The organism is Atribacter laminatus (genome assembly GCF_015775515.1).
Taxonomy (GTDB): domain Bacteria; phylum Atribacterota; class Atribacteria; order Atribacterales; family Atribacteraceae; genus Atribacter; species Atribacter laminatus.
Map to the genome: position 1 here is coordinate 728797 of NZ_CP065383.1, position 26104 is coordinate 754900.

The 26104-nt window shown below is 36.5% G+C and carries 21 protein-coding genes; 11 read left to right on the forward strand and 10 right to left on the reverse strand.

Annotated features, from left to right (window positions below):
* Nucleotides 1-408: 408 nt before the first annotated feature.
* Nucleotides 409-1023: a C-GCAxxG-C-C family protein gene (locus RT761_RS03500; RefSeq protein WP_218112700.1), complete on the reverse strand. Its 615-nt coding sequence runs from the start codon at nt 1021-1023 to the stop codon at nt 409-411.
* Between the two features lie 342 nt (nt 1024-1365).
* On the opposite strand from RT761_RS03500, the gene RT761_RS03505 reads away from it, so the two are divergent.
* Complete coding sequence (locus tag RT761_RS03505) at nt 1366-2016, forward strand: peroxiredoxin (protein WP_218112701.1); 651 nt, start codon at nt 1366-1368, stop codon at nt 2014-2016.
* Nucleotides 2017-2111: 95 nt separating this feature from the next.
* Here RT761_RS03505 and RT761_RS03510 read toward each other — a convergent pair whose 3' ends face one another.
* Together RT761_RS03510 and RT761_RS03515 are read right to left on the reverse strand one after the other, a co-directional pair.
* Nucleotides 2112-2627: a DUF2284 domain-containing protein gene (locus RT761_RS03510; RefSeq protein ID WP_218112702.1), complete on the reverse strand. Its 516-nt coding sequence runs from the start codon at nt 2625-2627 to the stop codon at nt 2112-2114.
* 475 nt (nt 2628-3102) lie between these two features.
* Nucleotides 3103-5073 carry an HD domain-containing phosphohydrolase gene (locus RT761_RS03515; protein ID WP_218112703.1) on the reverse strand — a complete coding sequence of 657 codons (1971 nt, stop codon included), beginning with the start codon at nt 5071-5073 and terminating at the stop codon, nt 3103-3105.
* A gap of 265 nt (nt 5074-5338) precedes the next feature.
* Here RT761_RS03515 and RT761_RS03520 point away from each other — a divergent pair, with 265 nt between their 5' ends.
* The gene (locus RT761_RS03520; protein ID WP_218112704.1) at nt 5339-6034 is read left to right on the forward strand and encodes a response regulator; all 696 of its coding nucleotides are present in this window, start codon (nt 5339-5341) and stop codon (nt 6032-6034) included.
* A 414-nt stretch (nt 6035-6448) separates the two neighbouring features.
* On the opposite strand, the gene RT761_RS03525 is transcribed toward RT761_RS03520, so the two are convergent.
* Nucleotides 6449-10048, reverse strand: coding sequence for a hypothetical protein (locus RT761_RS03525; RefSeq protein WP_218112705.1), 3600 nt, complete (start codon nt 10046-10048; stop codon nt 6449-6451).
* A gap of 382 nt (nt 10049-10430) precedes the next feature.
* On the opposite strand from RT761_RS03525, the gene RT761_RS03530 reads away from it, so the two are divergent.
* From RT761_RS03530 to RT761_RS03545, 4 genes are read left to right on the forward strand one after another with little or no spacing between them, the layout of a single operon-like run.
* On the forward strand, nt 10431-11054 hold the full coding sequence (locus tag RT761_RS03530) for a zinc metalloprotease (protein ID WP_218112706.1): 624 nt from the start codon (nt 10431-10433) through the stop codon (nt 11052-11054).
* 46 nt (nt 11055-11100) lie between these two features.
* Nucleotides 11101-11862 carry an SDR family oxidoreductase gene (locus tag RT761_RS03535; protein ID WP_218112707.1) on the forward strand — a complete coding sequence of 254 codons (762 nt, stop codon included), beginning with the start codon at nt 11101-11103 and terminating at the stop codon, nt 11860-11862.
* Nucleotides 11863-11921: 59 nt separating this feature from the next.
* Complete coding sequence (locus tag RT761_RS03540) at nt 11922-12554, forward strand: cyclase family protein (RefSeq protein WP_218112708.1); 633 nt, start codon at nt 11922-11924, stop codon at nt 12552-12554.
* Nucleotides 12544-13914, forward strand: a complete 1371-nt coding sequence (locus RT761_RS03545) for a glucose-6-phosphate dehydrogenase (RefSeq protein WP_218112709.1) — start codon at nt 12544-12546, stop codon at nt 13912-13914. The genes RT761_RS03540 and RT761_RS03545 overlap by 11 nt, the downstream gene beginning before the upstream one ends.
* Before the next feature lie 16 nt (nt 13915-13930).
* Here the strand turns inward: RT761_RS03545 and lptC are convergent, their stop codons facing one another.
* The 3 genes from lptC to RT761_RS03560 all read right to left on the reverse strand — a co-directional run bounded on the left by lptC (nt 13931) and on the right by RT761_RS03560 (nt 16742).
* Nucleotides 13931-14521, reverse strand: a complete 591-nt coding sequence (gene lptC / locus RT761_RS03550; protein ID WP_218112710.1) for an LPS export ABC transporter periplasmic protein LptC — start codon at nt 14519-14521, stop codon at nt 13931-13933.
* Between the two features lie 182 nt (nt 14522-14703).
* Nucleotides 14704-16422, reverse strand: a complete 1719-nt coding sequence (locus tag RT761_RS03555; protein ID WP_218112711.1) for an FAD-dependent oxidoreductase — start codon at nt 16420-16422, stop codon at nt 14704-14706.
* 44 nt (nt 16423-16466) lie between these two features.
* Nucleotides 16467-16742 carry a hypothetical protein gene (locus tag RT761_RS03560; protein WP_218112712.1) on the reverse strand — a complete coding sequence of 92 codons (276 nt, stop codon included), beginning with the start codon at nt 16740-16742 and terminating at the stop codon, nt 16467-16469.
* A 546-nt stretch (nt 16743-17288) separates the two neighbouring features.
* Here RT761_RS03560 and RT761_RS03565 point away from each other — a divergent pair.
* The 5 genes from RT761_RS03565 to RT761_RS03585 all read left to right on the forward strand — a co-directional run bounded on the left by RT761_RS03565 (nt 17289) and on the right by RT761_RS03585 (nt 22927).
* The gene (locus tag RT761_RS03565; protein WP_218112713.1) at nt 17289-18335 is read left to right on the forward strand and encodes a substrate-binding domain-containing protein; all 1047 of its coding nucleotides are present in this window, start codon (nt 17289-17291) and stop codon (nt 18333-18335) included.
* Between the two features lie 68 nt (nt 18336-18403).
* A complete protein-coding gene (locus tag RT761_RS03570) occupies nt 18404-19918 on the forward strand; it encodes a sugar ABC transporter ATP-binding protein (RefSeq protein ID WP_218112714.1) in 1515 nt (504 codons plus the stop codon).
* Nucleotides 19919-19959: 41 nt separating this feature from the next.
* Entirely contained in the window at nt 19960-20922 is a 963-nt protein-coding gene (locus RT761_RS03575; RefSeq protein WP_218112715.1) for an ABC transporter permease, read from the forward strand.
* An 18-nt stretch (nt 20923-20940) separates the two neighbouring features.
* On the forward strand, nt 20941-21927 hold the full coding sequence (locus tag RT761_RS03580) for an ABC transporter permease (RefSeq protein WP_218112716.1): 987 nt from the start codon (nt 20941-20943) through the stop codon (nt 21925-21927).
* A 37-nt stretch (nt 21928-21964) separates the two neighbouring features.
* Complete coding sequence (locus RT761_RS03585; RefSeq protein WP_218112717.1) at nt 21965-22927, forward strand: sugar phosphate isomerase/epimerase family protein; 963 nt, start codon at nt 21965-21967, stop codon at nt 22925-22927.
* 46 nt (nt 22928-22973) lie between these two features.
* Here RT761_RS03585 and RT761_RS03590 read toward each other — a convergent pair whose 3' ends face one another.
* Genes RT761_RS03590 through RT761_RS03600 form a run of 3 tightly spaced genes read right to left on the reverse strand, consistent with a single transcriptional unit; the run spans nt 22974 to nt 26097 of the window.
* Nucleotides 22974-23879, reverse strand: a complete 906-nt coding sequence (locus RT761_RS03590; RefSeq protein ID WP_218112718.1) for a PfkB family carbohydrate kinase — start codon at nt 23877-23879, stop codon at nt 22974-22976.
* A gap of 54 nt (nt 23880-23933) precedes the next feature.
* The gene (locus RT761_RS03595; RefSeq protein ID WP_218112719.1) at nt 23934-25076 is read right to left on the reverse strand and encodes a uroporphyrinogen decarboxylase family protein; all 1143 of its coding nucleotides are present in this window, start codon (nt 25074-25076) and stop codon (nt 23934-23936) included.
* A 40-nt stretch (nt 25077-25116) separates the two neighbouring features.
* Complete coding sequence (locus RT761_RS03600) at nt 25117-26097, reverse strand: ABC transporter permease (protein ID WP_218112720.1); 981 nt, start codon at nt 26095-26097, stop codon at nt 25117-25119.
* Nucleotides 26098-26104 lie beyond the last annotated feature (7 nt).

A 26104-nucleotide genomic window follows, 5' to 3' on the forward strand; every position in this document is an offset into this window, starting at 1 on the left:
CCTATTAAAAAGTAATTGGTGCGGGGTGAACTGTGATCAGCAATTAATTCATATTTATTTAATCCGATTAGGAAAACCACAGGTTTGATAAATCAGGTTTCTACAAAATTTTTAAAAGATTGTTGGAGAGAAATGAATTGCGCCTGACTGCTAAACTAGTATTCTCAATCTATGCTCGAAAATATCAAAGGTGTTTATTAAAAAATTCCAATAATAGCATCCTTTCTTTATTCTTTAGTAAATTTGATGACTATTAAATATATGACTCTCAGGTTTCATCAATAGTTTAAAAACATCACCAATTTAACTCAATTCTATTAATCCATGATGATTTCTTTCTTTACTTACTGCAACTCAAAACTTTTAAAAAGGGAAGTTTTTATGCTTTTGATTTTCTCTTTTTATTATTTAAAGATTCTTAATCTTGTCTGTTAGCATTTTTTCTGCTTCACCCATTGAGGGGATATCAGTCAAATCAATATCCTGGTCCTTAGGGAGTTCATCCCATAATATTTCTACTGCCCAGGCAGCTCCACGACCTACAATTGTTGGAGCTACGATTTCATGGCCTCCATTTAATTCAAATTTTTTCAAAGCTTCTTTATCTAATTTTCCGTCTTTAATAAACTGAGTCTTAAACCCTAAACAATGACTTTGGATATCTTTGCATATTGCTGAACCATATGTTTCATGGAATTTCTTCAAAAGCTTTTCTCCAAGAATAGAAGCCTTTAAATCCGTTCCCCTTTTTTCCCAAAGAGAGTAATCTCTTCCAAAAAACATTCCAAAAACTACTAATGGACCGCAAAAAGCTCCACATGAATTCAGGCTTGAATCAGCTCCCCCACCTTGCAAAGGGGATAGAGCCTTAAAAATAATAGGATTCCTATATCCCAACACTGTGGTTATGGCATGGAATGAAGACTGAGAACAAGAGGTCCGATTCTTTTCACTTTCAAATCCTAACTTAAAAGCTAAAGCAATCGCTTCTTCTTTAGTGTGCCCATTGATGGTTTTTTCCATAGTATTCTCCTTTATTTATTTATTTTCTCGAAAATCAACATAATCAGTAATAAAATAAGACTTTATTGCTTAAAAATCAAACATAACGTTATTTATTTATTTCCCTTTTTTCTTTTAGTTTAACCGCAAGTATGAAGGATTATTCTTCCGTTAGGAAATTCTGTCAAGGTTATTTTTCTTAAATATATTTTTAAATAAATAGCATGGTATAAAAATTTTTCTATTCTTATGATTACTTTTTTTCTTAAAATAGAGATAAAAAAATTTATGGGAATAATTAAAAAAGGTCTTGGTTTATAACTGTGTAGATAAAATAATTTGTTGATTGAGGAGGTAATAATAATGGAAGAAATGGTAAAAGAGGTCTGTCATCATCCTCGTTTGAACGAAAAAGCACCGAATTTTGAAGCGGTTACCACCCACGGCAAAATTAAACTCTCTGACTATGCGAATAAATGGGTCGTTATGTTCTCCCATCCAGCTGATTTTACACCAGTTTGTACTACTGAATTCGTAGCTTTTAGTAAAGCCAATGAAGAATTTAAAAAAAGAAATACTCAGCTCATCGGATTAAGCATCGACAGTATTCATGCTCATTTGGGGTGGGTTGCAAGCATTGAGAAAAACTTCGGAGTAAAAGTTCCTTTCCCAATCATAGCCGACTTAGATATGAAAGTTGCCAATCTTTACGGAATGGTTCATCCAGCCGCTGGAAGCACTGCAGCAGTTCGTTCGGTTTTTATAATTGACGATGAAGGAATCTTAAAAGCTTTAATTCACTACCCAATGAGTAATGGACGGAATATTGATGAGGTCATTCGTCTTTTGGACGCTCTCCAAACCAGCAAAAAGAACGGCGTTGCCACTCCAGCTAACTGGAAGCCTGGAGAAAAAGTAATTGTTCCGCCACCACAAACCCAAGACGATATGTACAAACGGAAAGATATGGGGTATGAATACATCGATTGGTATCTCTCTTACAAGAACTTGTAATTTTTTTGTTTTTCGCTACTATATTTTTCTTTAGAATTAAAATGAGCGGGTTCCATTACTCAAAAGAGACAAAGGACCCGTTCATTTTTTATTATTTAGTCAATGAGTATTAACCCATAATAATTACCCTTACAACTATAATCTTTCAAAACCTCAATTGGAAAATCGTTTTGACGAGCCGTTGCATAAACATCAATACCGCAGGCTTCCATTGATGGTCGAGCTTCATTTGGATATAAACACCTTTCCAGGTTACATGGATCACATAGGTTGCAAGAACCGGCACCAAACCCCAATGCTTTATAATAGCCAGAAAGAAAAATCTCTCGCTCCAATTTCCTGATGATTTCAGTCACACTCGTGCCTGGTTGACAATGAATAAGTAGTCCGTTTTGATAGTCATTCAGGGTTTCCCTAAACTCTTGAGGAGTCGGTGTATAAGGTGGGCAACAAAGACCTGAGCCAAATCCATCACATCCATACTGGCACTTCATCCGAACCCATCCAGCTGTTTTAACCGTGGAAGAAGGAATAATCCTGGCTTCAGATGCACCAAATTCTTTAGCTAATTCTATAAATTTTTTAAAATCTTTCTCGCTGATTTTAATCACTCCATCCTTGACTCATTTTTAACTGCAAACTCGACACAAGGAGTTTTTTGGTACCGAAAGTCATACAATCCAGCTTAAATAATGATTCTAAGGCAACAAAAATCTTAAAAAAATTCATTTCCTATACTCAATAAATTCTATCGGAGCACCCTTTTCAATTATAAAAGCAACCAAAACATCTTCTGAAGGAGAATTGAGTTCAATTAAGACTTCTTTCCCCTGAGAACATCTTCGTCTTCAAAAGCAATATGAGGTATTTTTTAGACTATCTCAGGTGATTTTGAATCTTCTTCAAACCTCATCCACTCTATATGAAATTCATTTTGTTCAAAATCTGGAACTAACATTTTTAAATTTTTCAACGTATTCCTCATTATCTCTCTTTTCATGAGTAGGAATACCCGGGTGATTATATTTAAATTTTTATAATCTACTTTATGACTCTTATTTTAATTTTTAAAAAATTGATAAAAACTTAATCAAGATCTTTTTGATCCTCTCTTATAATCTCTAAAAACAATTTAACCAAAATTGGATCAAATTGAGTACCAGCATTTTTTTGAAGTTCATTTAATGCTTCCTCAGACGTCATCGGGTTTTTGTAGGGCCGGCCACTGACCATTACATCATAAGCATCAATAATGGTTATAATTCGGGCGTTGAGGGGTATTTCTTCTCCTTTTATTCCCCGAGGATATCCAGACCCATCCCATCTTTCATGATGGACTAAAATTGATTCTCCAATAGAAATCAAGTCAGGTGAAGATTGAGCTATTCGATAACCAATTTCGGGATGTTGCTTCACCTTTTCCCATTCTTCAGGGCTGAGCGGACCCGGTTTATTTAAAATATTCTGCGGTATGGCTATTTTACCTAAGTCATGCAATCGAGCCAGAAGGTCTAATTCTATCAATTGATGAAAAGAAAGATGGAGGGCTTGACCCATTTGTTGAGCCATTTCTTGAAGTCGTTTTGAATGTTCTTTTGTTTCTTGTGTGGTTGCTTGAAGTGATTCTTCTAAAAAAGTTATCAATGCGTGATGTATGCTTCGACTTTCGTTTAATTTCTGACGATACATATTTTCTTCTGCCTGATTGATAACCACCTCTAAGCTTATGTCGGGTGTTTCTTTGGTTGCTAAACCTAAAGCCAAACTAATTGGAATTGTTGTATTTTCAGCAGCCTTACAAAGATTTTGAATCCTTTGTATTACCTGAAGTACTGACTTGGTTGTGGTTTTTGGAAACAATATTAAAAATTCATCCCCTCCCCAACGGGCAACAACATCGTCTTGCCGGCAACTTTCTTTTAATATTTTAGCAATATAGATTAAAAGCTCATCCCCTTGTTTGTGCCCAAAAGCATCGTTAACCAGTTTTAATCCGTTAATATCTCCCATAATAACTGAAAGGGGTAATTGACGAGGAGTATCAAGCCGACGCATCTCTTCTTCTAAATATGCACGATTATATAATCCGGTCAATGAATCATGGTAGGATAAAAAAACAATCCTTTCTTCTGATTTTTTTCTCTCGGTGATATCAATGCCTACTCCAAAAAAGTATAGGGTATTCCCTTGCTCATCAACAATTGAACGACCATGCCATTCAACCAGTAAAATCCGACCCTCTTTTGTTAGAACTTGGTTTTCATTCAGGGTCGATTCTCGAGAAGAAACCAAGGTATTAAAGATTTCTTTGACTTTAGACCTCTCGGTTTCAGGTATGATGAAGCTAAGGTAGTCTTTACCCAGAACCTCTCCCAGATTATATCCAAGAGCATTAAGCATACAAGGATTCATCATTAATATTTTGACATTAGAATCCATAGCAACAAAAAAAGCCGGGGAAGCTTGGATTAGTTGTTCATTAAAATCTTTTTCTCGCTGGAGTAAATTTAAAGCATTTTGCTTTTGTTTTTCTTTTTCCATTACCTCTAAGGCAAAAGAAATATCTTTTGATAACCCTTGAAGGAGTTGAATTTCTTCTTGATCAAAATAATTCACTTCTGAAGAATAAAATAAAATAACCCCGATAATTTTTCCATTGGTTATAAGGGGAAAATCAGCTAAGGATCGATAACCTCTTTCCAAAGCTGCATCCCTCCAAGGAAGCATTCGTGGATCGTTCTCAATATCAACACTCACTACATAGTTTCCGGTGGTTATGGTGATTCCAGCTGGTCCCCTTCCTTCTGGAATGTTCTGGGTGGATATGAAAATATTTCGTAAATAACCTTCTTCATACCCCGACCAACTTACTGGTCTAATTATTTTCTCTTCCTGGTTAATCAAGCCAATCCAGACTAAGCGGAATCCCCCATCTTCTACGGCTATCCTACAGATTTCATCAAATAGCTGTTGACGATCTTCTACTCTAACAATAATTTGATTCACTTGACTGAGCAATCGATACAAACGATTAACTTGCTTAATTTTTTTCCCCATTCGTTTTCCCCAGCTTGAATTTTAAATATGGAAAATCCTAATTAATAATATAATAATGAAAAATATCAAAGCGTAACCTTATTAATAACTCTTACACCTATTATGAAAATTATAGAACAGGTTTAAAAAAAGACAATGAAAAAAATATTTTTAGTTAAAATTGAAACTTAAATGAGTAGAATAAAAAATATGTTTTATTATGTTCAATAATTCATCGGTCCATTGGGATATAGTAAAAAGTGCAAGAAAGGTTGATTGAAAAAAGATGTCAGAAACCAAAGGATTGATTTTTTATGTAGAAGATGAAAAAGATTTATCAGAAATGGTAACCCTCTATCTTGAAAAAGAAGGGTATTCAGTTAATCATTTTTTTAGTGGCGAAGCCTTCCTTGATAAAATTTTTTCCCAACACCCAGACCTTATTTTGTTGGATTTAATGCTTCCAGGAATTGATGGAATGGAACTCTGTCGTTACCTGAAAAGAGACCCTGAGCTCAAAAAAGTCCCAATTATAATTTTAACTGCAAAAGACGATCCAATTGATGTCGTTCTCGGATTAGAAACCGGAGCAGATGATTATATAGTTAAACCCTTTCATCCCCGTGAATTATTAGCTCGAATAAAATCAGTTTTACGAAGGAGCTTGTCTGAACCCATAACTGATCATTCTTTTTATAAAATAGGATCTCTTGTCCTTAATGCCGATAGCCTTACTCTCACAATTGGCGAAGATTGTATTCCCCTTTCTTGGAAAGAATATCGAATCTTAGAATTTTTAACAAAAAATAAAGGTAAAATTGTCTCCCGGGACCAGATTTTAAATTATGCCTGGGGAACTGACGAATTCATTACTGATAGATCTGTTGATGTGTATATTGCCAATATTAGAAAAAAATTAGGCCAACACGGCGAAAGAATAGTAACTGTTCGCGGGGCAGGATATAAATTCGATGCTGAATGACTGATTTCTCAGTATCCTCACAGTATGGGTTCTCATGCCGTATTTCAGAAACAGATAAGGATGAAAAAGCTATCTAAATCCGTCATTGCGAGGAGGTCAACCGTTTTTTGGTTGGACGACGTGGCAATCTCATTTATTCGAATCAATGAGTAGTAATAAGTGAAATGTGAACCGAATAAAAGAAGCAGCAAGTGTTGATAAAAACGACAATCCAGTGTTTCTTTTCCCAAAGACCTGAAGATCTCATTTTGAAAATAATTTTGAATTAAAAAAAGAAAAAATATGACATCCTCACACCCTCGAAAAACCAGGGCTCAGGATGACAGATTAAAGAATTCATTTTATGGTCTTTTCAGAATAGATTGGTTTAAGCACTTAGAAGAACCATATAACTAAAGGTTTTCCTAACTATAACTATTGAACAGAGATAGCTGGTATCTTTACTGCCTGAATAATATTTGGATTAGAAATATGGCGAACTAAAACCAACCCCTCGCTTTTTCCTTGGTAGGTTCCCTCAACTTCTAGCACCATTTCTCGTGCACCACGAAATGGTGCTGTTATCATTTGCATTTTTACTCCACCTAATGTCTTCTGACCATAAATAATTTGCCCTTTATAATCCGAAAGGAGATCGGTTGTTTGACGTATCGAAAGTACTGAGGGAGCCACAACCAACGCATAATATTCAGAAGGGTCTTTATCATAATCAAGTTCAATTCGAATTGTACCTTCCTCACCCACTGAGAAATAATTCCTACTAGTTGTTACCGAGAAAAACGGCTTTTCATCAGTGAGATAATGAAAGAGGCTAATAGATTCATTGCGATCTGCCTGATAAATTACATAATTTGGCGATGTTAATTTAACGGGAACCTCTATTGGTTCCAATACAAAGGGTTTATCTCCCAAAGAGGTTGTTTGAGTTTTGCCATCCATTTCCAAATGAAGAACTGGATTGGCCAAAATATCATTTTTTTCCATCATCAAAAGGAGTAACTCTAAGAATTTAACCATGGTATTTGGCGAGGAATAGACTCCTCCTAAAAGGGCAGGTCCTTGTATCATTCCCGGATCTTGGGTGAGAATCATTCCTTTGGCAATTGTCTTGAATACTTCATAAAAGCGTGGATCATTCTGTAAAAACAAAGCTTTGGCATTTAACAAGAGATAATAATAAACTCCGCTTCGCTCAAAAGCTCGGAGAAATCGGTAGGTATCGTAAGCAGTTATGAATTTTAAATTTATATCCCGCATATTCTTTACTGGAGCATCGAAATATACTGGCCAAATTTTTTCCACAAACCAATGAACGACAGCCTTATCGGTGATGGTTTTATAAACTACCTTCCCATCAATTTCAATTGGAATCAAGTCGTTTTGATTTTCTTCAGGATCAAAATAACCTTCTTCTTTGATTGGATAATGTCTTTTCTTCAACTCCGCGATGATTATGTTTACAAGGTTTTGGGCTTTATCAAGGGTTGGTTCAAGTTCTTCCATCAATTTTGAAGAATTTTTCAAGGCAGAAATCATAATGGATAAATTTTTCATTACCCAAATACTCCAAAGTGGTTCTCCTTTTAAACCAGGATATGGTGCTATTAAATTTGAAGAGGTATCCATAAAAACACTATCAAGGTCATTAACCCCCTTTATTACTTCAGAAATGAGAGTTTTTGCCATTCCTTCGTCGTCAATCAAATTTTTCTCTATAGCAGTTAAAAGCAATGCCCTTAATGCACATGAGGCGCTAACTGCTTCAGCATGACCAAACCAGGAATAAATATTGGTTTCTATCGTAGTAACCATTCCTCGCAGAAGCTGAGCCGGATTGGAGAAGGCAGCTATCCTCCGATGTGGTTCAATAAGAACTGGATTCCCTTCTGAGACGAAAATATCGGTAAATGTCGTGGGGAAAGACTCTACATTATGAATTTCAACAACTCGTTGATCAAAAATTTTTCCCTGGGTGCCAAGAAGTTCGAAGAGAAGCGAACCATAATTTTCCCCGGTCATTTGAAAGGATGGATTTGTGGTTCCTGGCTCAATGGTAAAGGTAACTGGTTTGGCTAGTCCTGCTCCTGAAATTTTCAAAATTAAGCTATTTAGCTCAGTATTAACCACCTGAATTTGGGGATTCAGCATTGCACCTGGTATTATAATATTAGGGAAATCCACCTCAATATAGTTCTTTTTTTGTACGTCAATCATTTGAGTTTTTTCTTGATAATCAAATTGATCAATGACTACTACTCTAGCGGTACAACGACCTATTTGTGGTGGTAATTCGACCAGAATTTTTGCTTTTCCTCTTTGATCGGTTTGAAATATCCCGCAATAAACAACCTTCTTTTCTCCTTCCCGAATTGTCTCTTGAGGTACAGATTCAGTCGTTATATTTATTTCTTCGCTAGCTGAAAGTGCTGATAAAGGAGTTTCCATTTTATAGTCATCAGCAGTTGATGATGGAGCTGCAGCATCTTTACTCATAAATAAAGTAGCAATTTGATTTAGCAATCCTTTTGCGGGCCTCTCTTCTCGAATGATTCCGGTCCAATCTCTCCAAGAAACCAGATAATTAGAAAGATTTCGGAATGAATCGCCTAAAGCAGAAATTAAAGGCTCCCGTGGACTTTTGGAAGCAACACGATTATCGAAAACCTCTAAAATACCATAAGCCAAAAGGGGATGATGATTAAAGCGATCAAAAATACTAATTTCGATAATGCTTTTTTGCAGGGGATGACCTTCGTTGGGAATCTTTATTCCAATATCGAAAGTCGTTTCAGTAAATATCATCGCCCACCCTTCAAAAATTTCAGCTTGGTTCTCAATAAAACCACCTATGGCTATAAAAGTCATTGGAGATTGAACATCTAATAGAATTTTTTGGCCCTTATCCAGTGTTTCATTAATTTTTACCTCTTCAACTTGAAAATTTCCTTTTTTATCAGGAAAAAGAAGAAATAAACGGGAATTGATAATTTTTTGTTTGATTTGTAATTCTAATTTTTGGTTTTGGTTGGTAATAACCGATGGCAATTCAACAGGATCCTGATCCTGGTGTTCCCCTTCTATTACATAAAGTCCTCTCCCCAATAGAGGTGTCGATTCCTGATAAGGAGCTAATGAAACACTAAAACTATTTGTTAATCTTGAAGAAACTGGTATGGCCTGCCGTTCAATATGACCCGAACGGCTAAATAAATATCGGATAGTCCCCTTTTCAGTAATAACCTCAATTTCAAAAGGACCAGAATGCCCACCAACATCAAGGACTGTTTCAAGCTGACCCTTTTTTATATCAATATATACCGGTGGTCCTGCTTCAATGCCATCACAACCGGGAAGATAACACCTGCTTTTTATAACCGCTTCACCCTCAAAGGGTTGATTGAAAATTCGTATTTCATTCTTGACATTCAAACCATTACCCCAGCGCAATCCGGCTCCGGCAGCATTTCCTAAAAACCAAGCCCCCAAGGTGCTACCTAATTCTTCCGCACTGGTCACTTCTTTAAAATCATGAGCAAAGGATACTGCTCCCAAAGCACCTTCAACCACTGAAAATGATGCATATCCACTTAAAGAACCATCTTCTGAATGAACTTCAATACGATATTCACCGGCTTCAAGCTTTTTTTCCTTTCCACTCAGAATGGTTTCAACTAATATCCCAGCTTCATTAAGAGTCACGGGTCCAATTTCCTGTGGGGTTGAATCCTTTTTTTGAAGTAGGAGATTAAAAGATGAATGTGGTCGAATAGGGCATATCAGCTTTAAATGAACCTCTTCATTAGTCCAATAGATGGGCTGGTCGGTTGTAACTGAGATAAAATTTAAAGCAAGAGAAGAAACTACATCTTTTTTCAATGAAATAATTTTCTGAGTTTCCGCATTTATTTCAAAAAGAGCTGTTTCCTTTGATGAATCCTTTTTAGCCCAAGCTTCTTGCAAAATGAAAAGATAAAAGACCAAAAAAACTATAATCCCAATGAGCTTCATATTCATAAATAAATTCTCCTCCTTGAAAATAGGTTATGCAATACTAATCAAGAGTAATCAAAAGTGTAAGTGGCTGTGAGACTAAATGCGATTAATACGATATGATTGTATATCCTTGTGGTATAAAAGTGGTTTCATAAGAAGTTGTTTTCGATATAATATGAGCATAAATATTCAATTAAAAATATTGTAATAAGCTGAATACGCTGAAAATAAAATCAAAAAATCATTTTTTTGGCTGATGGAATAACAAGTATTCGAGGTCTAAGACCACTCATTCTGTTCTAATTCTTAGCTTTATTTCTCTAGGTCTCGATGGAATGTAACTATTAATTGGAATTAAAATAACAACAGCCGTTAAAGTGAACGGTTTTGGGGATGGAATAATATGAAGAACCGATTATTAAAATATCTTCCTTGGCTCACTCTCGTTTTTCTTTCTTTCATTATTTCCTCCTGCATACCAAGCTTATTCCAGTTTGAAAATCTTCCAGCCTACTTTTTACCAAACCTTCCACCAATTGACACCGATGCTGATGCTTTGGTTAAAAAATATGGTTGGGATGAAAATTATGTTACCCGTTGGCCTAATGGCATTGTTGAAGTTTTTGACATGTCTGGATATCCTTATATTCAAGAGATTCTTAACATATGGAATGAGGTGATTGGAGGGCCAACCTCTTTTTACCTCAGTCTCAATCCCTTAAGCCCAATTATCATAACCGTTGATTATAGTCTTAATTTATTCCAAAATTGTGGATATGCTGAAGTTTATATTGGGAATGATTCAATGATATACGGAGCAACAATTTTCATTTTACCTGACATAAATTTATGTCCTACCTATGCTACTCTGCTTCATGAATTTGGTCATGTAGTTGGTTTTGGAGGACATACCAATGATGGATGCGTTATGGATCCAATAAATCTCGGGAATACTCATTTAAGCGAGTCAGTTCTTTCTATGGTTCATCGTTTGTATCAACTTCCAATCGGAAGTTATTTACCTTAACCTGGTTTAAGTATTAAAACAATTTTCATAAAAAGAGGAAATTCCAATGAATTTTAAAAATAAAACGGTGGTAGTTACCGGTGGAGCACAGGGGATTGGAAAGGCAATCTCTAAAATGTTTCTTACCAAAGGAGCTTGGGTTTCGTCTTGGGACATAGATCAAGGAGCCCTGATGGAATGTAAAAATGAATGGCGAAGTTTCCAGTTTTTTTTACCCTTTCAATGCGATGTATCCAATCCCGAAAATATAAAAAACACTTTAGGTCTTTTGAGGCAAGAGCGCCAATCTATTGACATATTAATTAATAATGCCGGGATTTTGGATAATAAACCTATCGAGGAGCTTAAACCCGAAGAATGGGATCGGGTATTAAACGTTAATTTAAAAAGTATATATTTAATGGTCCATTTCTGCCTTCCTTATATATTACCCGGTTCAGTTATTATTAACATGGCATCAACTCGAGCTTTTATGTCTGAGTCAAACACTGAAGCCTACTCTGCTTCAAAAGGAGGAGTGATTTCCCTCACCCATTCCTTAGCAATCTCACTTGCTCCTAAAAAAGTTCGGGTAAATTCCATAAGTCCCGGATGGATTGAAACCAGGGATTGGAAAAAAGAAAGTCAGAGAGAAAAACCAATTTTAACTACTATTGACCATCAACAACATCCAGCTGGACGAGTAGGTGTTCCCGAAGATATTGCTCATGCCTGTTTATTCCTTTCTTCCTCAGAAGCCAGTTTTATTACTGGAGCCAATCTAATTGTAGATGGTGGCATGACGATAAAAATGATTTATGCGGATTAAGATTGAGTTGAAGTATTTAGAAAAAATAAGATTAATTGGTTAAAAGGAGGAATTCTTCCGTGGACATTATCGATATTTCGATGGTGATATCACCAGAAATGCCCACCTATAAAGGGATAATAGAGAGAAAGCCAGCAATAGAAGTTACCAATACCATCGATCGAGGATCTAATGAATCACGCCTTTCTATTTTATATCATACCGGTACTCATGTTGATGCGCCCTTTCATATGCTTTCTCAAGGAAAAACAATCGATCTTTATCCTTTACATCATTTCGAAGGGAAGGCTCTGGTTTTAGAACTTTTAAATTTGGAAAAAATTGAAGCCGAAAACCTTCTCCCCCATGAAGCCAAAATAGCAACTATTGACTTCCTATTATTTAAGACGGACAATTCAGCTCAAAAGCTTCATCCAAAAAAATTTGTTTTCCTCGGTGAATCAGGCGCACGTTTTCTTTCCAAAAAAATTTTAAAAGGTGTTGGTATCGATTCTCTCGGCATTGAACGAGATCAGCCTCACCACCCTACTCATCGTCTCTTATTAGAAAAAGATATTCTTATCTATGAAGGATTGGTATTGTCTCATGTGATTTCCGGTTTTTATTGGTTTTCCGGGTATCCTTTAAATATTAAATCCGCTGATGGTTCGCCCATCCGTGCTCTTCTTAGGACAATCTCAAATGAAAAGTGAAAAGTTGTTCATTTTCTTTGGTGCGACTGGGAATCTATTTACCGAAAAAATTTTCCCGGCTTTTTACCACCTTATCCGTCGTAGGAAAATAGATAACTTTCGAATATTGGCAATTGGTCGGCGCTTTAGAGATGATCAATCCTATAAATCTTCCCTTCATCAATCTCTTTCAAATAAAATTCCCAATTTCGATTCCTCTGTTTTGGATGGTCTTTTTCTTAAAACTGACTATTATCAAGGAGATATCTATGACCCTCAATCCTTCTTATCCTTTTTAAATGAATATCATCTCAAAAACTATCAAGAAATTCTCTTCTATCTGTCTACACTTCCCTCGATTTATACCCGTGTTCTTCGGTTGATCGAAAAAATTAACCAACAAATACCTTCAAATATACCCAAAAAAATTATTATCGAAAAACCCTTTGGTTTTAATAAAGATAGCTTTATTCATTTAAACCAACTTTTTAATAAGTTAGCACCGGAGAGAAATATTTATTATGTAGACCATTACTTGGGAAAAGATACTGTTCAAAATATTATTGTTTTAAAAGCCGAGAATTGGTTTATTGAAAACTTATTATCAGCACGTTATGTAAAAGAAATTCGTATTGTTGTTAGCGAAAAGGAAGGAGTTGGTTCGCGGGGTCAATTTTATGAAGAAACCGGAACAATTCGTGATATTTTCCAAAATCACATATTGCAACTCCTTTCATTGATTGCCATGGACATCCCACCTCTTTGCCAAGAAGATAAAATTGAGTGTTCTTCCTTTATCGGTTCAATGCAACAGAAAAAAAGAGAAGTTATTCAAAATTTAAAACTTCCAGATACCAAAAAGATTTACCTTGGACAATATCAAAGCTACATTCAAGATATCTCCAATCCTTTAAGCAAAACCGAAACTTTAATCCGACTTCCTCTCTACATTTCCAGTCAACGTTGGTCGGGTGTTCCTTTTTGGATTATTACCGGGAAAAGGTTGGCTAAAAAAATCTCCTATATCGAGATTATTTTTCATTCAACCACCTCCAATGAAAATCGAATGATCATTGAAATTCAACCTGAAGAAAAAATTGATCTGGTTATTCAAGTCAAAATACCCGGTAAAAGTTTGTTGTCCTCCCCGGTCCGTCTTAATTTTAATTCATTAGGGACTTTCGGAATTAATAGCCCTGAAGCTTATGAAAATATACTTATTGATTGTTATCGAGGAGACAAAACCCTCTTTCCTGATTCCCAATTTATTCTCCATTCTTGGGAAATCGTAGATAAGCTAAGAAACCTAATTAACAAAGAACAAATCAAGGTGGAAAAATATGCGGATAACTATTATTATGCTGAAGACTTTTTAATTTAAAAAAAATAAAGGAAAATTATTGACTGACAGTTTTTTCTCCAATAACAAATTTTCCCTTTTGAACTATCTCAAAAACTGGATTTTCGAAATCAAGATCACTAATGAATTTTTGGCATTCTATGTAGTTTTCATCAAAGAAAATTTTCGATAGAGCAAATCCCTCAATGGTCTTATTATTATCACGATAGATAATACCGAGCGACTCAATCCGATTCCCATTTGTCGAAAGCACTTCAACAGTATCAACTAGCTGGAAGTCTTTATTATCGAGATTAATAAAACCCTTATTGCCTTTTAAGGTGGACTTGATTTCCCCTTTTTCGTCAAAAACTACCAATTCTACCCCATTCGGACAAGTTGCACGTGATGACTGTTTATTCAACCTCATTTCATCCGCTTCAAGAGTCCAAGAAAGAAGCCCTTTTTCCCAACCTCTTAAAACACCATCAGTTATAATAACCGGGGGATCTTCAGGTACTTCAACGTTCTCTTCAATCTTTTCTGAAGTCTCTGCCTCTTCCTGAGGAGGTTGAGACCGAACTAAATTAAAAACAATAAAAAAGGCAATGGTTAATATTAAAGCAATAATAACCAGTTTAATCCACATGTTTTATCGAGAGAACCTGAAAATAATCATTTTCTCTTTTAATCCTTCCAGTTTTTATAATCCAGTAAAATTTATTGAGCTTCATTTCGTTCTTCTTCCTATGATTTTTTATCAAGAAAAAAAATAAAAATCTACCCCCCCATCTTTCAGGATGGAGGGTAGATTTACTAAGATACCATGGGTTATTTTTCTAACTCATACGGCCAACAAGCCAAACCACCATCCATCACCTTTACACCCTCAAATCCATTGGATTTCAATATTATTGAAGCCTCATAACCCCTTAAGCTCGCTGAGCAAAAGGTAACTATCTCTTTATCTCGTGGTAATTCGTCTAATTTTTGCTTAATAACGCCCAAAGGCATCAGAGTGCTCCCTGGGATTCTAACCTGCTGATATTCTTTAGGTGTCCTTACATCTAAAAGGATAAAATCTTCATTCCTTTTCCTTTTCTTTTCCACTTCTAAAGCCGATATTCCTATCATGGATCTATTCAATTTGTTCCGTATAACATTTGCTGCAACACAAACATTATTATCAATAGCCGAGGCATAAGGAGGGGCATATGGTATATCAAGCATCGATAGGTCTTCAATGGTTCCTCCATAGTAGAGAGCCGTTGCAACAGTATTTACACTCTTCATAATTTCTCCTGTTCCAACAAACTGGCCTCCCAATAGTTTCCCGTTGCGCTTATCAACAATAATTTTGGTAATCACACGCTTGGCACCGGGATAATAATGAGCCTTATCCGGAGCGGGTACCAAGGTATACTCAGCATCAAAACCCAAATCCTTAGCTTGTTTCATCCCTAAACCAGTTCGTGATACCGTGTAATCGAATAGCTTAAAAACAACTGAATTTAATCCACCTCGAAATACTTCCTGTCCTCCAGCGATATTAATAGCCACTGCCCTTCCTTGTTTATTAGCAAGAGAACCCATAGGCATATAAGCATTCTTCATACAAACTAAATTTTCTATTTCAACACAATCTCCTGCAGCATAAATAAATGAATCACTGGTCTTCATAAATAAATCAACTTTTATCCCACCGGTTTCTCCAATTTCTATGCCTGATTTTTTCGCTAAATCGGAATTGGGACGAAATCCAGTTGCAATAATAACCGCATCAGTATCATATACACCTTTGTCGGTAACAACTTTTTTAACGATCCCACTTTCTCCCTCCAGTCGGAGTATTTTCTCTTCAACTCTCACATTAACCCCTTTTTCCTGACAATAACGTCGTACTAAAATTCCAAGATCATCATCAATAATGGGAAGAATTTCCGGTAACATTTCTATGACAGTAACCAATAGACCACTTTTCACCAAACTCTCAGTCATTTCCATTCCGATCAAGCCGCCACCAATGATCACCGCTTTTTTTGCCATTTTTTCTTTTATGGTCCATCGAATCGCTTCGGCGTCTTCAATTCCATGAAGAGTATAAACATGGGACAAATCCATGCATCCCAATTCCATACCAGGTTGATCGACATCTATTGCTTTTATTGGTGGTATCATTACTTTTGCACCAGTAGCAAAGACTAGATAGTCGTAAGGCAAGGTTTTTATCTGATTGGTATCGAGGTTTTTTATTTCGACTTCTTTTTTTAACCGATCTACTTTTATAGCTTCGGTTCGATTGTACACTTTGACATTTTTGGTTTTCTCAAAAAATTCAGGATCACGCAATACTCCTACTGGAGTTTCCATTAATTCTCGCTGTTCTTTTATGTCTTCACAAATATAATAAGGTAAGCCGCAACCGGCATAGGATAAAAATTTACCTTTTTCAATAATAGTTATTTCTGCCTCATGATCTAACCTTCTTAGTTTTGCGGCTATTTTTGGACCAGCAGCAACTCCACCAATAATTACGATTCTTTTTGCCATCTTTTACCACCCCTATTTTTTATAAAACCTGTGAACGACATCTATCATAAACGAGCTTTAATATCCATTACGCTGTTATAAATGGCACCCAAACAATAAACAGCTACACCTCCAATAATGATTACTAAACCACCAATCACTCCACCAATATTTCCAATTATTGCTGAACTCATCCCGGGCATCATTGCATTCGATTCGTTGGATACATAGGGTGAATTTAGAAAACTCAAAAATCTACTCATTCCAAATAACGTAAAAACTATAACAATAATTCCAAAAACCAAAATTATAATCCCAAATATTTTTAAAAATATGCCCATTTTACCCCTCCTAAAATTTTCTTTTTTTAATTGTATCAAAATGCATGCCCCCGTAGCGAAGAACCATCCTCTATATTGAAAAAAGTAGAATTCACTCTCATCCTGACCTTCTTTGTAGGAACAGGGAGAAATTAGTATTTAAAGGCATCTTGGCGAGGAGCATAGCATCGTGGTAATCTCTCATATTCCATTTTATTATTCATATCCCTATGGTTTAAAAGAGATGAAGTTGGAATCGGTTTTGGTATAATAGTGGTATTAATTGACTTTCGATTCTTTCTATACTATAAAGTATTTAAAAATAAAATGAAGTAATCCTTTTTCAATTCACAGTAATAATTTATATAAGACTTCTTAGTTTTATAAATCTTCTATCCTTTAATACATGTATAAAAAAAAGAAAAAATGGGTTCATTTATAACAATTGAATACCTAATCAAAGCAAATTATTCGAGAAATTTAAGGAGGTGATATTATACAAAAAACCAAGTTCCCTAAATATTAAACTTTTGGAAAATTGTAAGGGAATTTTTGGGAGGGATAAACATGAAAAAAAATAGAATAGTATTGTTATTCATTACTCTGATTTTTGTTCTCTCTTTTACTCTCGGAGTATTTGCCAAGCATGGTGAGCCCCCGTACACGGTCGGGTTAAGCAATGGACCGTTTACCCATAGCTGGCGGGTACAGATGATTGAAAGTATTCAACAGGAATTCGAGTTTTACAAAGAACAAGGATTGGTTGATAAGCTTATTATTCAAAACGCCGGTCCTGATGTTAATACCCAGATTGCCCAAATTCGTAATCTTATTGCCTCTGATGTTGATCTTCTGCTCGTTAATCCCAATTCTTCAACCGCACTAAACCCAGTTATGGAAGAAGCCCAAGAAGCAGGAATTACAGTTATTGTTTATGACATGCCAATTGATAACGAAAAAGTCCTGGATGTTTTTATGAATCAAGATTGGTGGATGGCTCCTCTTACTGAATGGTTTTGTGAAAAGTTAGATGGAAAAGGAAATATTGTATATATAAGTGGAATTGCCGATCAACCTGGGAACATCGAAAGAGACGTATCTGCCGATAAAATACTGGCCAAATATCCGGATATTAAACTTTTAGCGAAAGCTAATGGTAACTGGGACCAGGCAGCTGCACAACAAGTTATGAGCGATCTCCTGGCATCCTTCCCCCAAATAGACGGTGTTCTTACCCAAGATGGAATGACTTTGGGAATTATCCGAGCTTTCGAAGCCGCCGGGAGAGAAATTCCGGTGGTCACTGGTGAAACCCAAATAGCTTTTATTAAAAAGTGGAAAGAAATGAAAGACGCTGTTGGTTTTGATACGGTTGGAATCGTTAATCCACCAGGTTATGTTAATAATGCACTTGGCATAGGTTTGCGACTTTTACAGGGGAAAAAGCTGAAAGACGATGTCTTAGTCAACGGTCACATTATTTATGTTAAACCCAATCTGATTGTCGATAATAATAATATCGATGAGATTTATGAACAATATAAGGACTGGGCGGATTCCTATTACGTGAATTCCTGGTATAGCCAAGAAGAACTTGACGCTCTCTTTGAGTAACAATCTATAAAAGTTTCAGTCCAGGGCTGTTTAAAAACAGCCCTGGACTGAAACTCTGGGTCTAATGAATGTCATTCATTCTTGAAGCAAGAAACATAAAAAAAAGTTTTGACGGGGTAGTGGCTCTTTCTGACGCTAATTTTACCCTCAACCAAGGAGAAATTTGTGGTTTAGTCGGAGCGAATGGTTCCGGCAAAACTACCTTTGCTCGAATAATCAGTGGTCTTATCCGTCCTGATTCCGGTCGGCTCTACCTTTATGGATCTCAAATTCATTTAAAATCTCACCATGAAGCCGAAAAACTTGAGATCTCGATGGTCCATCAGAATCTCAGCCTGATACCGGAAATGACGGTTTGGGAAAATATCAATTTGGGACGAGAGTCGGCAACGCCCTTAGGGATTCTCAAAAAAGAAGAAGCTCTAAATAGAGCAGAAGAAGCTCTTCAAGAACTTAAGGTAAATATTTCTCTTTATGACAGAGTATCTCAATTAGCACCTTCAGATAAACAACTCTTAGAAATCGTTAAAGCTCTATCTCGTAGTCCAAAAATTTTAATTCTTGATGAGCCGACTGCTTCTTTGGGATTCAAACAAGTTGAAATACTATTTGAAAAACTGAATCAATTAAAAAACAACCGGGTATCAGTAATCTTTATCTCCCACCGGATTTGGGAAATAACCAGAATCTGCGATCGGTTAGTTGCTTTCCGCAATGGGAAAACCGTGGGTGAAGTTGACTTTCGTCAACAGCCAAGAGACGAAAGGCTGATTATTCCCCTTATTACCGGGAAAAAAGAAAATGAGGACGATAAAAGCATTCACGAAAAACGACCTTATCAAAGCTTTGATACCCATCAAATTGTTTTAGAAGTTGATAATCTTTCAAAAAAAGAAAAACTTTATAATGTTTCTTTTAAAATTCGAGAGGGAGAAATCGTCGGGTTGGGAGGTTTGAATGGCCAAGGTCAAGAAGAAATCCTCCTCATCCTATCCGGTTATCTGAGAAAAACCTCTGGGAAAGTTAAAATTAATAATCAAGAAGTATTTATAAAAAACTCTGGACAAGCAATCGAGCGTGGAATTTTTTTAGTGCCAGGCGATCGTCAAAAGGAAGGACTCTTTCTCAATCATAATGTTTTCACCAATCTTATTTACCCTCAGGTCGCACTGAAACAGCAGAGGTTTCTTCTGTCTTTAAAAGAGATGCGTCAAGCAGTTAATGCAACGATCAAAACCATATCATTAATCCCTCCGGATCCAAGAAAATTAGTCTCTCATCTCAGTGGTGGCAACCAACAAAAAGTTGTCATTGGCAAATGGTTATCCCTTTCTCCAAAAATATTATTACTTAATGACCCGACCAAGGGGGTAGATGTTGAAACCAGAAGAAATCTTTATAAAATAATTGCGGATTTATCCAGTCAAGGGGTTTCAGTCTTACTTTATGCCAGTGATAATGAAGAACTGATTGCGAATTGCGATCGAGTTTTAATCGTTTTTGAAGGGCAAATTGTTGAAGAAATATGTGGTGAAGGAATTTGCGAGGAAAATTTGATTGCCTGTTCGTTGCGAATACAGTAATGCCTTAAAAAAAGAAATTTATTGGAGAATAGTTGGTAAAAATGAAAAATCGATTAAATTGGAAAAGTATATATCAAAACCCTTCTTTCCCAAGTTTTCTCATTTTAATTGCTATTATTATCCTTAATGCTTTTCTTCAACACAACTTCTTTACCTACCGAGCTTTTAAATCAAATTTACTTACCTTTACACCTCTTATTTTAACCAGTATTGCTCAAGGATTAGTCATTTTAGTAGGCTGTGTGGATCTTTCACTAGGTGCTACCATCTCTTTGATAACGGTACTCATGGCTTCTCTTATGGGCGATTCATTATTGAGTATGGTTTTAGTTGTGTTTATCGGAACAGGATTGGCGCTTTTAATGAGCTTTATCAATGGTTTTATTATCAGTTATTTCGGCCCTCCTCCTCTTTTAACCACCTATGCTACTTCAGTGCTATGGTTTGGGATTGCTCTTTTTTTTATGCCAACGCCAGGGGGATATATACCAAGTCATTTTAGCAAAATGTATCGAAGCGATCTCTTTCCAAGCTTTCCAGTCGTGCTTCTTTTTCTCATCGGAGCTTTTTTCTTTCTCTTTTTCATGAGTAAAACCAGGTTTTTTAAACATATTTATGCTGTAGGAGGGAACGAAGAAGCTGCCTATGCCAATGGTGTGAACGTATTTCTCACTAAAATCAAGGTTTTTTTGCTGAGCGGGATTTTTATTGCTCTAGCGGCTATTTGTGTAGTAGCTCAAACTGCTACCGGTGATGCTCGTAGTGGATTAAGTTTTAGTCTTAACTCGGTTGCTGCTTCCATTATTGGAGGGCTTTCGTTCTCCGGTGGAAAGGGGAGCATTATCGGACCGATTATGGGAGGATTAATTCTTGGACTTCTCATTAATGTTCTTTATTTTGCCAACATAACCTCTTTTTACCAGGAATTTATGAAAGGAATTATCATAATTTTCTCCCTTGCGGTAGGAGCTATTCCAAAATATCTGAAAACCCGATCACTTTAAAGTGAGGGCAGGTAAACAATGAACAACAACAATTCTCCAATATTGATATCAGACAAAATAAAACCAAAAGAATTTTTATTTTCTAAATTGGCCATATCTTTTTATGCAATCATTCTTTTGTTTGTTTTTGGAGAAATTATTCTTCCCGGTTTCATTAGTTTTTCTCATGTGATGTCAGTTCTTCGGCTTTCAGTTTTTTTGGGTATTGTCGCTTTAGGACAAACCTTGGTTGTCTTATCGGGTAATGAAGGAATCGATTTATCGGTTGGATCAATCCTCTCTATTGGTGTTGTTTTGTCCGCATTTTTCCTTAATGGACAAAATATGAATATTCCTAAAGCTCTCCTTTTTACCCCTGCAGTTGGTTTAGCATTTGGATTGATTAGCGGGTTAGCTATCTCATACATTGAAATTCCTCCTATTATTATGACCTTGGCCATGGCCAGCGTTGTAGAAGGTACATCACTAATCATAACTAAAGGATTTCCAACCGGGAATGCTCCGCCTTTTTTGGAAACCATTGGGAGTGGAAAAATATTTAATATACCTTTTTTGATATTATTGTGGATTTTATTAATAATCATTGCTTCGTTCGTTCTTAAAAAAACCAAATGGGGAACCCTTCTTTATGGAGTTGGATCCAATAGCTTGACTGCGGAGCTGAGTGGAGTTAGGGTTAGACGTTTCCGTGTATTTGTTTATGGAATTTGTGGTGCTATTGCTGCTTTAGCCGGTCTTTTCCTACTAAGTTACACAGGAACTCCTTACCTCAATCTTGGAGCAACTTACACCATGCCCTCAATAGCTTCTCTGGCCATCGGGGGAATATCCCTTGCTGGAGGAAGCGGAAATTATATTGGCGCGGTGACTGGCTGTATCATTCTCACTACCCTCAATAGTATCCTGGTTGCCCTCCGAACCACCGAAGCTGTCCGACAGATTACTTTGGGCTTACTCCTCTTAATATTAGTAATTGCCTATACCGGACGAAGAAAAAGATGGTGAAAATAAAGATACAGATGATTAAAGGAGATGAATTTTAATGAGAATTGGTATTTTTACCAATTTATTTCAAGAAAAACCTCTTGAAGAGGTAGCCCAATATGTTTCTTCTTTAGGATATCAAATGGTTGAACTACCTGCCTGGGAAGGAAATACTCATCTAAATGTTGAAAAAGTGTTAAAGGGAGACCGCTCAGTTAAGAAAATGCTCAATAAATATAATCTTGATATTTCTGCCTTAAATTGTGGAATGCCAGGTCAATTGGTTTTAGGACCGCATGACGAATCAACCGACGAATTTGCCCCGTTACCTGATACGAACGAAAAAATAAAATATGCGATTTCAATGATGAAAAAAGCCGCACAGGCTGCTTCTGAATTAGAGGTTCCTGTAATTTGTGGGTTTGTCGGTTCCCATGTCTGGGACAAATGGTATATCTTCCCCCCTAAGAATGAAGAGTTATATGAAAAAGGATGGGAAGTATTCGCTGACCGTTGGGGAGATATTTTAGATACCTTTAAAAAATATGGGGTGAAATTTGCTCTTGAAGTTCATCCCAATGAGATTGCCTATAATATTGAAACCGCTCAACGAGCAATTCAAGCTTTAGAAAGCCGAGATAACTTTGGTTTTAACTTTGATCCGAGCCATCTAATATGGCAACTTATTGATCCAGTAGTTTTTATTAAAATCTTCAAAGAAAGGATTTTTCATGCTCACGCCAAAGATTCAGAGATACAGGAAGACGAAGTCCGGCGCTCAGGAGTTATCCCCACCGGTTCCTGGATGAGACCGGATCGTGGTTTTCGCTTTCGGGTGCCCGGTTGGGGTGACGTGAAGTGGAAAAAGGTTATGAGTGCCTTATTGAGTGTTGGGTATGATTATGTTCTTTCTTTTGAGCATGAAGACCCGGTGATGTCAAGGGAAGATGGTTGTGAAAAAGCCATTGAATTTCTCAAACCATTAATCATAAAAGCTCCACTTCTTAAGGTATGGTGGTAAATTTCGATAAAAAACCTACTTAAGGCATTTAACCTGTATTTTTATATTATTTCATTTTTTCCATAAATTCTTGAGTTTGCGTAAGATTGGGAATTCCCGTACGTCCTCCTAATTTTGTGCACTTCAGAGCAGCAACTGCATTGGCAAAACGAGCAGTGTAAACCATATCCCAATTTTTCAAAAGACCAAATACGAAGGCACCATGAAAAACATCACCACAACCAGTGGTATCAACAACATCTACTTGGTATCCTGGAACTTGAAAGTTTTCATTTCCAGCTTTACCCAAACATCCTCTTTCTCCCTGGGTTAAAATAACTACCTTTGGACCTAAGGCAGCAACTTTTTCTATGGCAATATTTGGATTTGAAGAATGAAAATTTCTAGCAAAAGTTTCTGAACCGATTAAAACATCAGTTAAGGCCACTAAATTTTCTCTTTGTTTATCCCAGTTATCTATATCCAAGACAATTCTTCTTCCTTCAGTATGTTCACGAAAGTATCGGGCAGCTTCATAAGCGGTTTCCGGTTCATGGGCATCTAAATGAAGGATTTTCCCTTGGCAAAGAAAATCGGGATCAATTTCATTCAGCCTTAAAGGAGTTAAATTTTTATACCAAAAAATAGTTCTTTTTCCACTCTTTTGATCAATGATACAAAAGGCAGTCAGGCTCATTTTTCCCTTTTCCTTAACTAGCTGGCTAATATCTACTCCTTCTTGAAAAAATTCCTTAGAGAGAAATTCTCCTGACTCATCATCGCCCACTTTCCCAACGAAAGAGACTTTTGCGCCTAAACGAGCTAAGGTTACCAGAGCAGTAGCCACCTCTCCACCACCCTGACGAAGAAAATCTTTTAGGCGAATCCGCTGATCAAGCTGGGGGTAAGATTCAACAATTCCTAAGTTATCAAGAGCGACATGCCCAACTCCTACTACATCAAATTGCGGCATTTATTTCTCCTTTTAATAAATAATTCAATTTTTCTAAAAATTGATAATAAAATTTTATTTCGAATTATTAAATTTCTGAATCGATCGTTCAATCCGCTTCCCAATGCCCGGGTCACGACGTGCGTCTACATATTGACCCTCTTGGAGAGAGAGAGCCGGAGCAATATATGATATCACTATGAGCCCTTGCGAGCCCATTTTTTGAAACAATTGTTGGTAATAATGATCAATTCGATTATCCTCAAGATTAAAATCGCCAACCATATAAACCAGTTTTTTTTCGGCAAGAGCATGCCGAAGACGAGCAGCCTCATCGAGATGGTCTAAATTGAGGTTATGGATAGCTATCAATCCGCGAGTCGATAGAAAATTTTCAATGTGTTGATTTGCACAGCCACAAAAATGAATAACTCCTCCCCCAAAAGCTTCAAGAATCTGACTATTATAAGGAACTACGAATTCACGATAAAGATCTTTTCCAAAAATAACCGAATCATCATCGGAAATCCAAACGCCCCCAAGGCTTCCGGGGATTTTTACACCTAAAACATAGGCATCATCATCCAGGCTCTGACCGGCAACTTCTTTTTGAACACCAATCCATTCAATCAAAGAATCGGTAACCAGCTGCATTAAATCATGGATCATCTCGGGATGATCATGCATCCAGTAAATCATTTTATCGTATCCGACAATCTGCAAAGCGGTCGTCAATGGCCCCTGGCAATCGGTAACCCCCACGGGAAAATCAGTGTTTTCTCGCATATATCGAATGGTGTTGAGAACCCGAGGCATGAGCCCATCTTTCAAAGGATTCGGCTTTTTTAAATCTCGTATTTGCTGAACATCTCGAATGGTCGGCAAATCAACAGCCGGATCCATTTTGTCCAGGAATTTTACATCAATCCCAAAACCCGAGGCAAGAACTCCTGTTCCAAACCAGGGCATTAAAAAAGGAATATAAACATCATGGTACTCTCGCATATGGGTTTCAATTTTTTGAGCTTGGTAATTGGTCATGATTGAAGGATCTTCGCTACAATATCCATCGGGAATTTCCTCCGATAAAGCACCGAACAACCAATAATTTACATCGTAAATGATATAAGGTGCTTCTTGGTTTTTAAATTGAAATGCTTCTCTGATACGATTTTCCGATTGAATATTTCTCTCCCGATATCTTTCTGAAGTATTCATTTGTACTCTCCTTAAAGTTTGCTATTTTTCCATAAATTTTTTATAAAAGACCCTTTCTCTTTTTGCTTAACGTATCAATCATTACTGCAACTAAAAGAGTTGTCCCAATAACAAAAGTATTCCAATAAACATCAACCCCTAAAAGGGTAAGAGAATTTTGAATTAAAGCCATCAAAAGGGTTCCCAAAAAAGCTCCCGCAACCGTTCCTTCTCCGCCCTGTAAACTTGCACCACCAATAATAACCGCAGAAATAACCCTGAGCTCCAAACCAGTACCTGCCGATACCGATGCCGCTCCTAAGCGAGCCGTCATAATGATACCAGCAAATGCTGCTAATCCACCGGCAAGGGCATAATTAAATACTTTCATTTTACTAACATTAATTCCCGATAACAAAGCCGCTCTTTCATTACCACCAATATAATAATTTTGCCGAAAAAATTGGGATTTTCGCAGTAAAAAATCTCCTATAATAACCAAAATAATGGCAATTAGAATTGGATACTGAACATTAAAAAACTTACCTTGACCTAACATTTTAAAAGAATCAGGAAGACCGGTAATATTTTTCCCTTTGGTTATCACCAACAAGAGACCCCGAACTAAATTAAGCATTCCTAATGTGGTAATGAATGGATTTATCCCAATTTTTGATACTATCAAACCATTACCCATACCAATTAAAACTCCTAAGCCAATTCCTACCATAATTGCTAAAATAACTGGTATTCCCCTGGACATCAACATTGCTGCCATTGCTCCGGTAAAACCAACGGTTGAACCCACAGACATGTCGAATCCACCTGAAACCATTAAAACTGTCATTCCAATAGCAATGATACTTTCAATCGATAGACTTAAGAGAGTGGCTAGAATATTCCCCGAGGTAAAGAAAATCGGTGACAATATAGTCATAAGAACTACGGCACCAATAATAATGAATAAAATCATGAATTCATGTATTTCAGTTAAGCTTCGCCATAGGTTTCGATGATTTTTGGTTTGCTCTCGTTGACTCATTCGATTT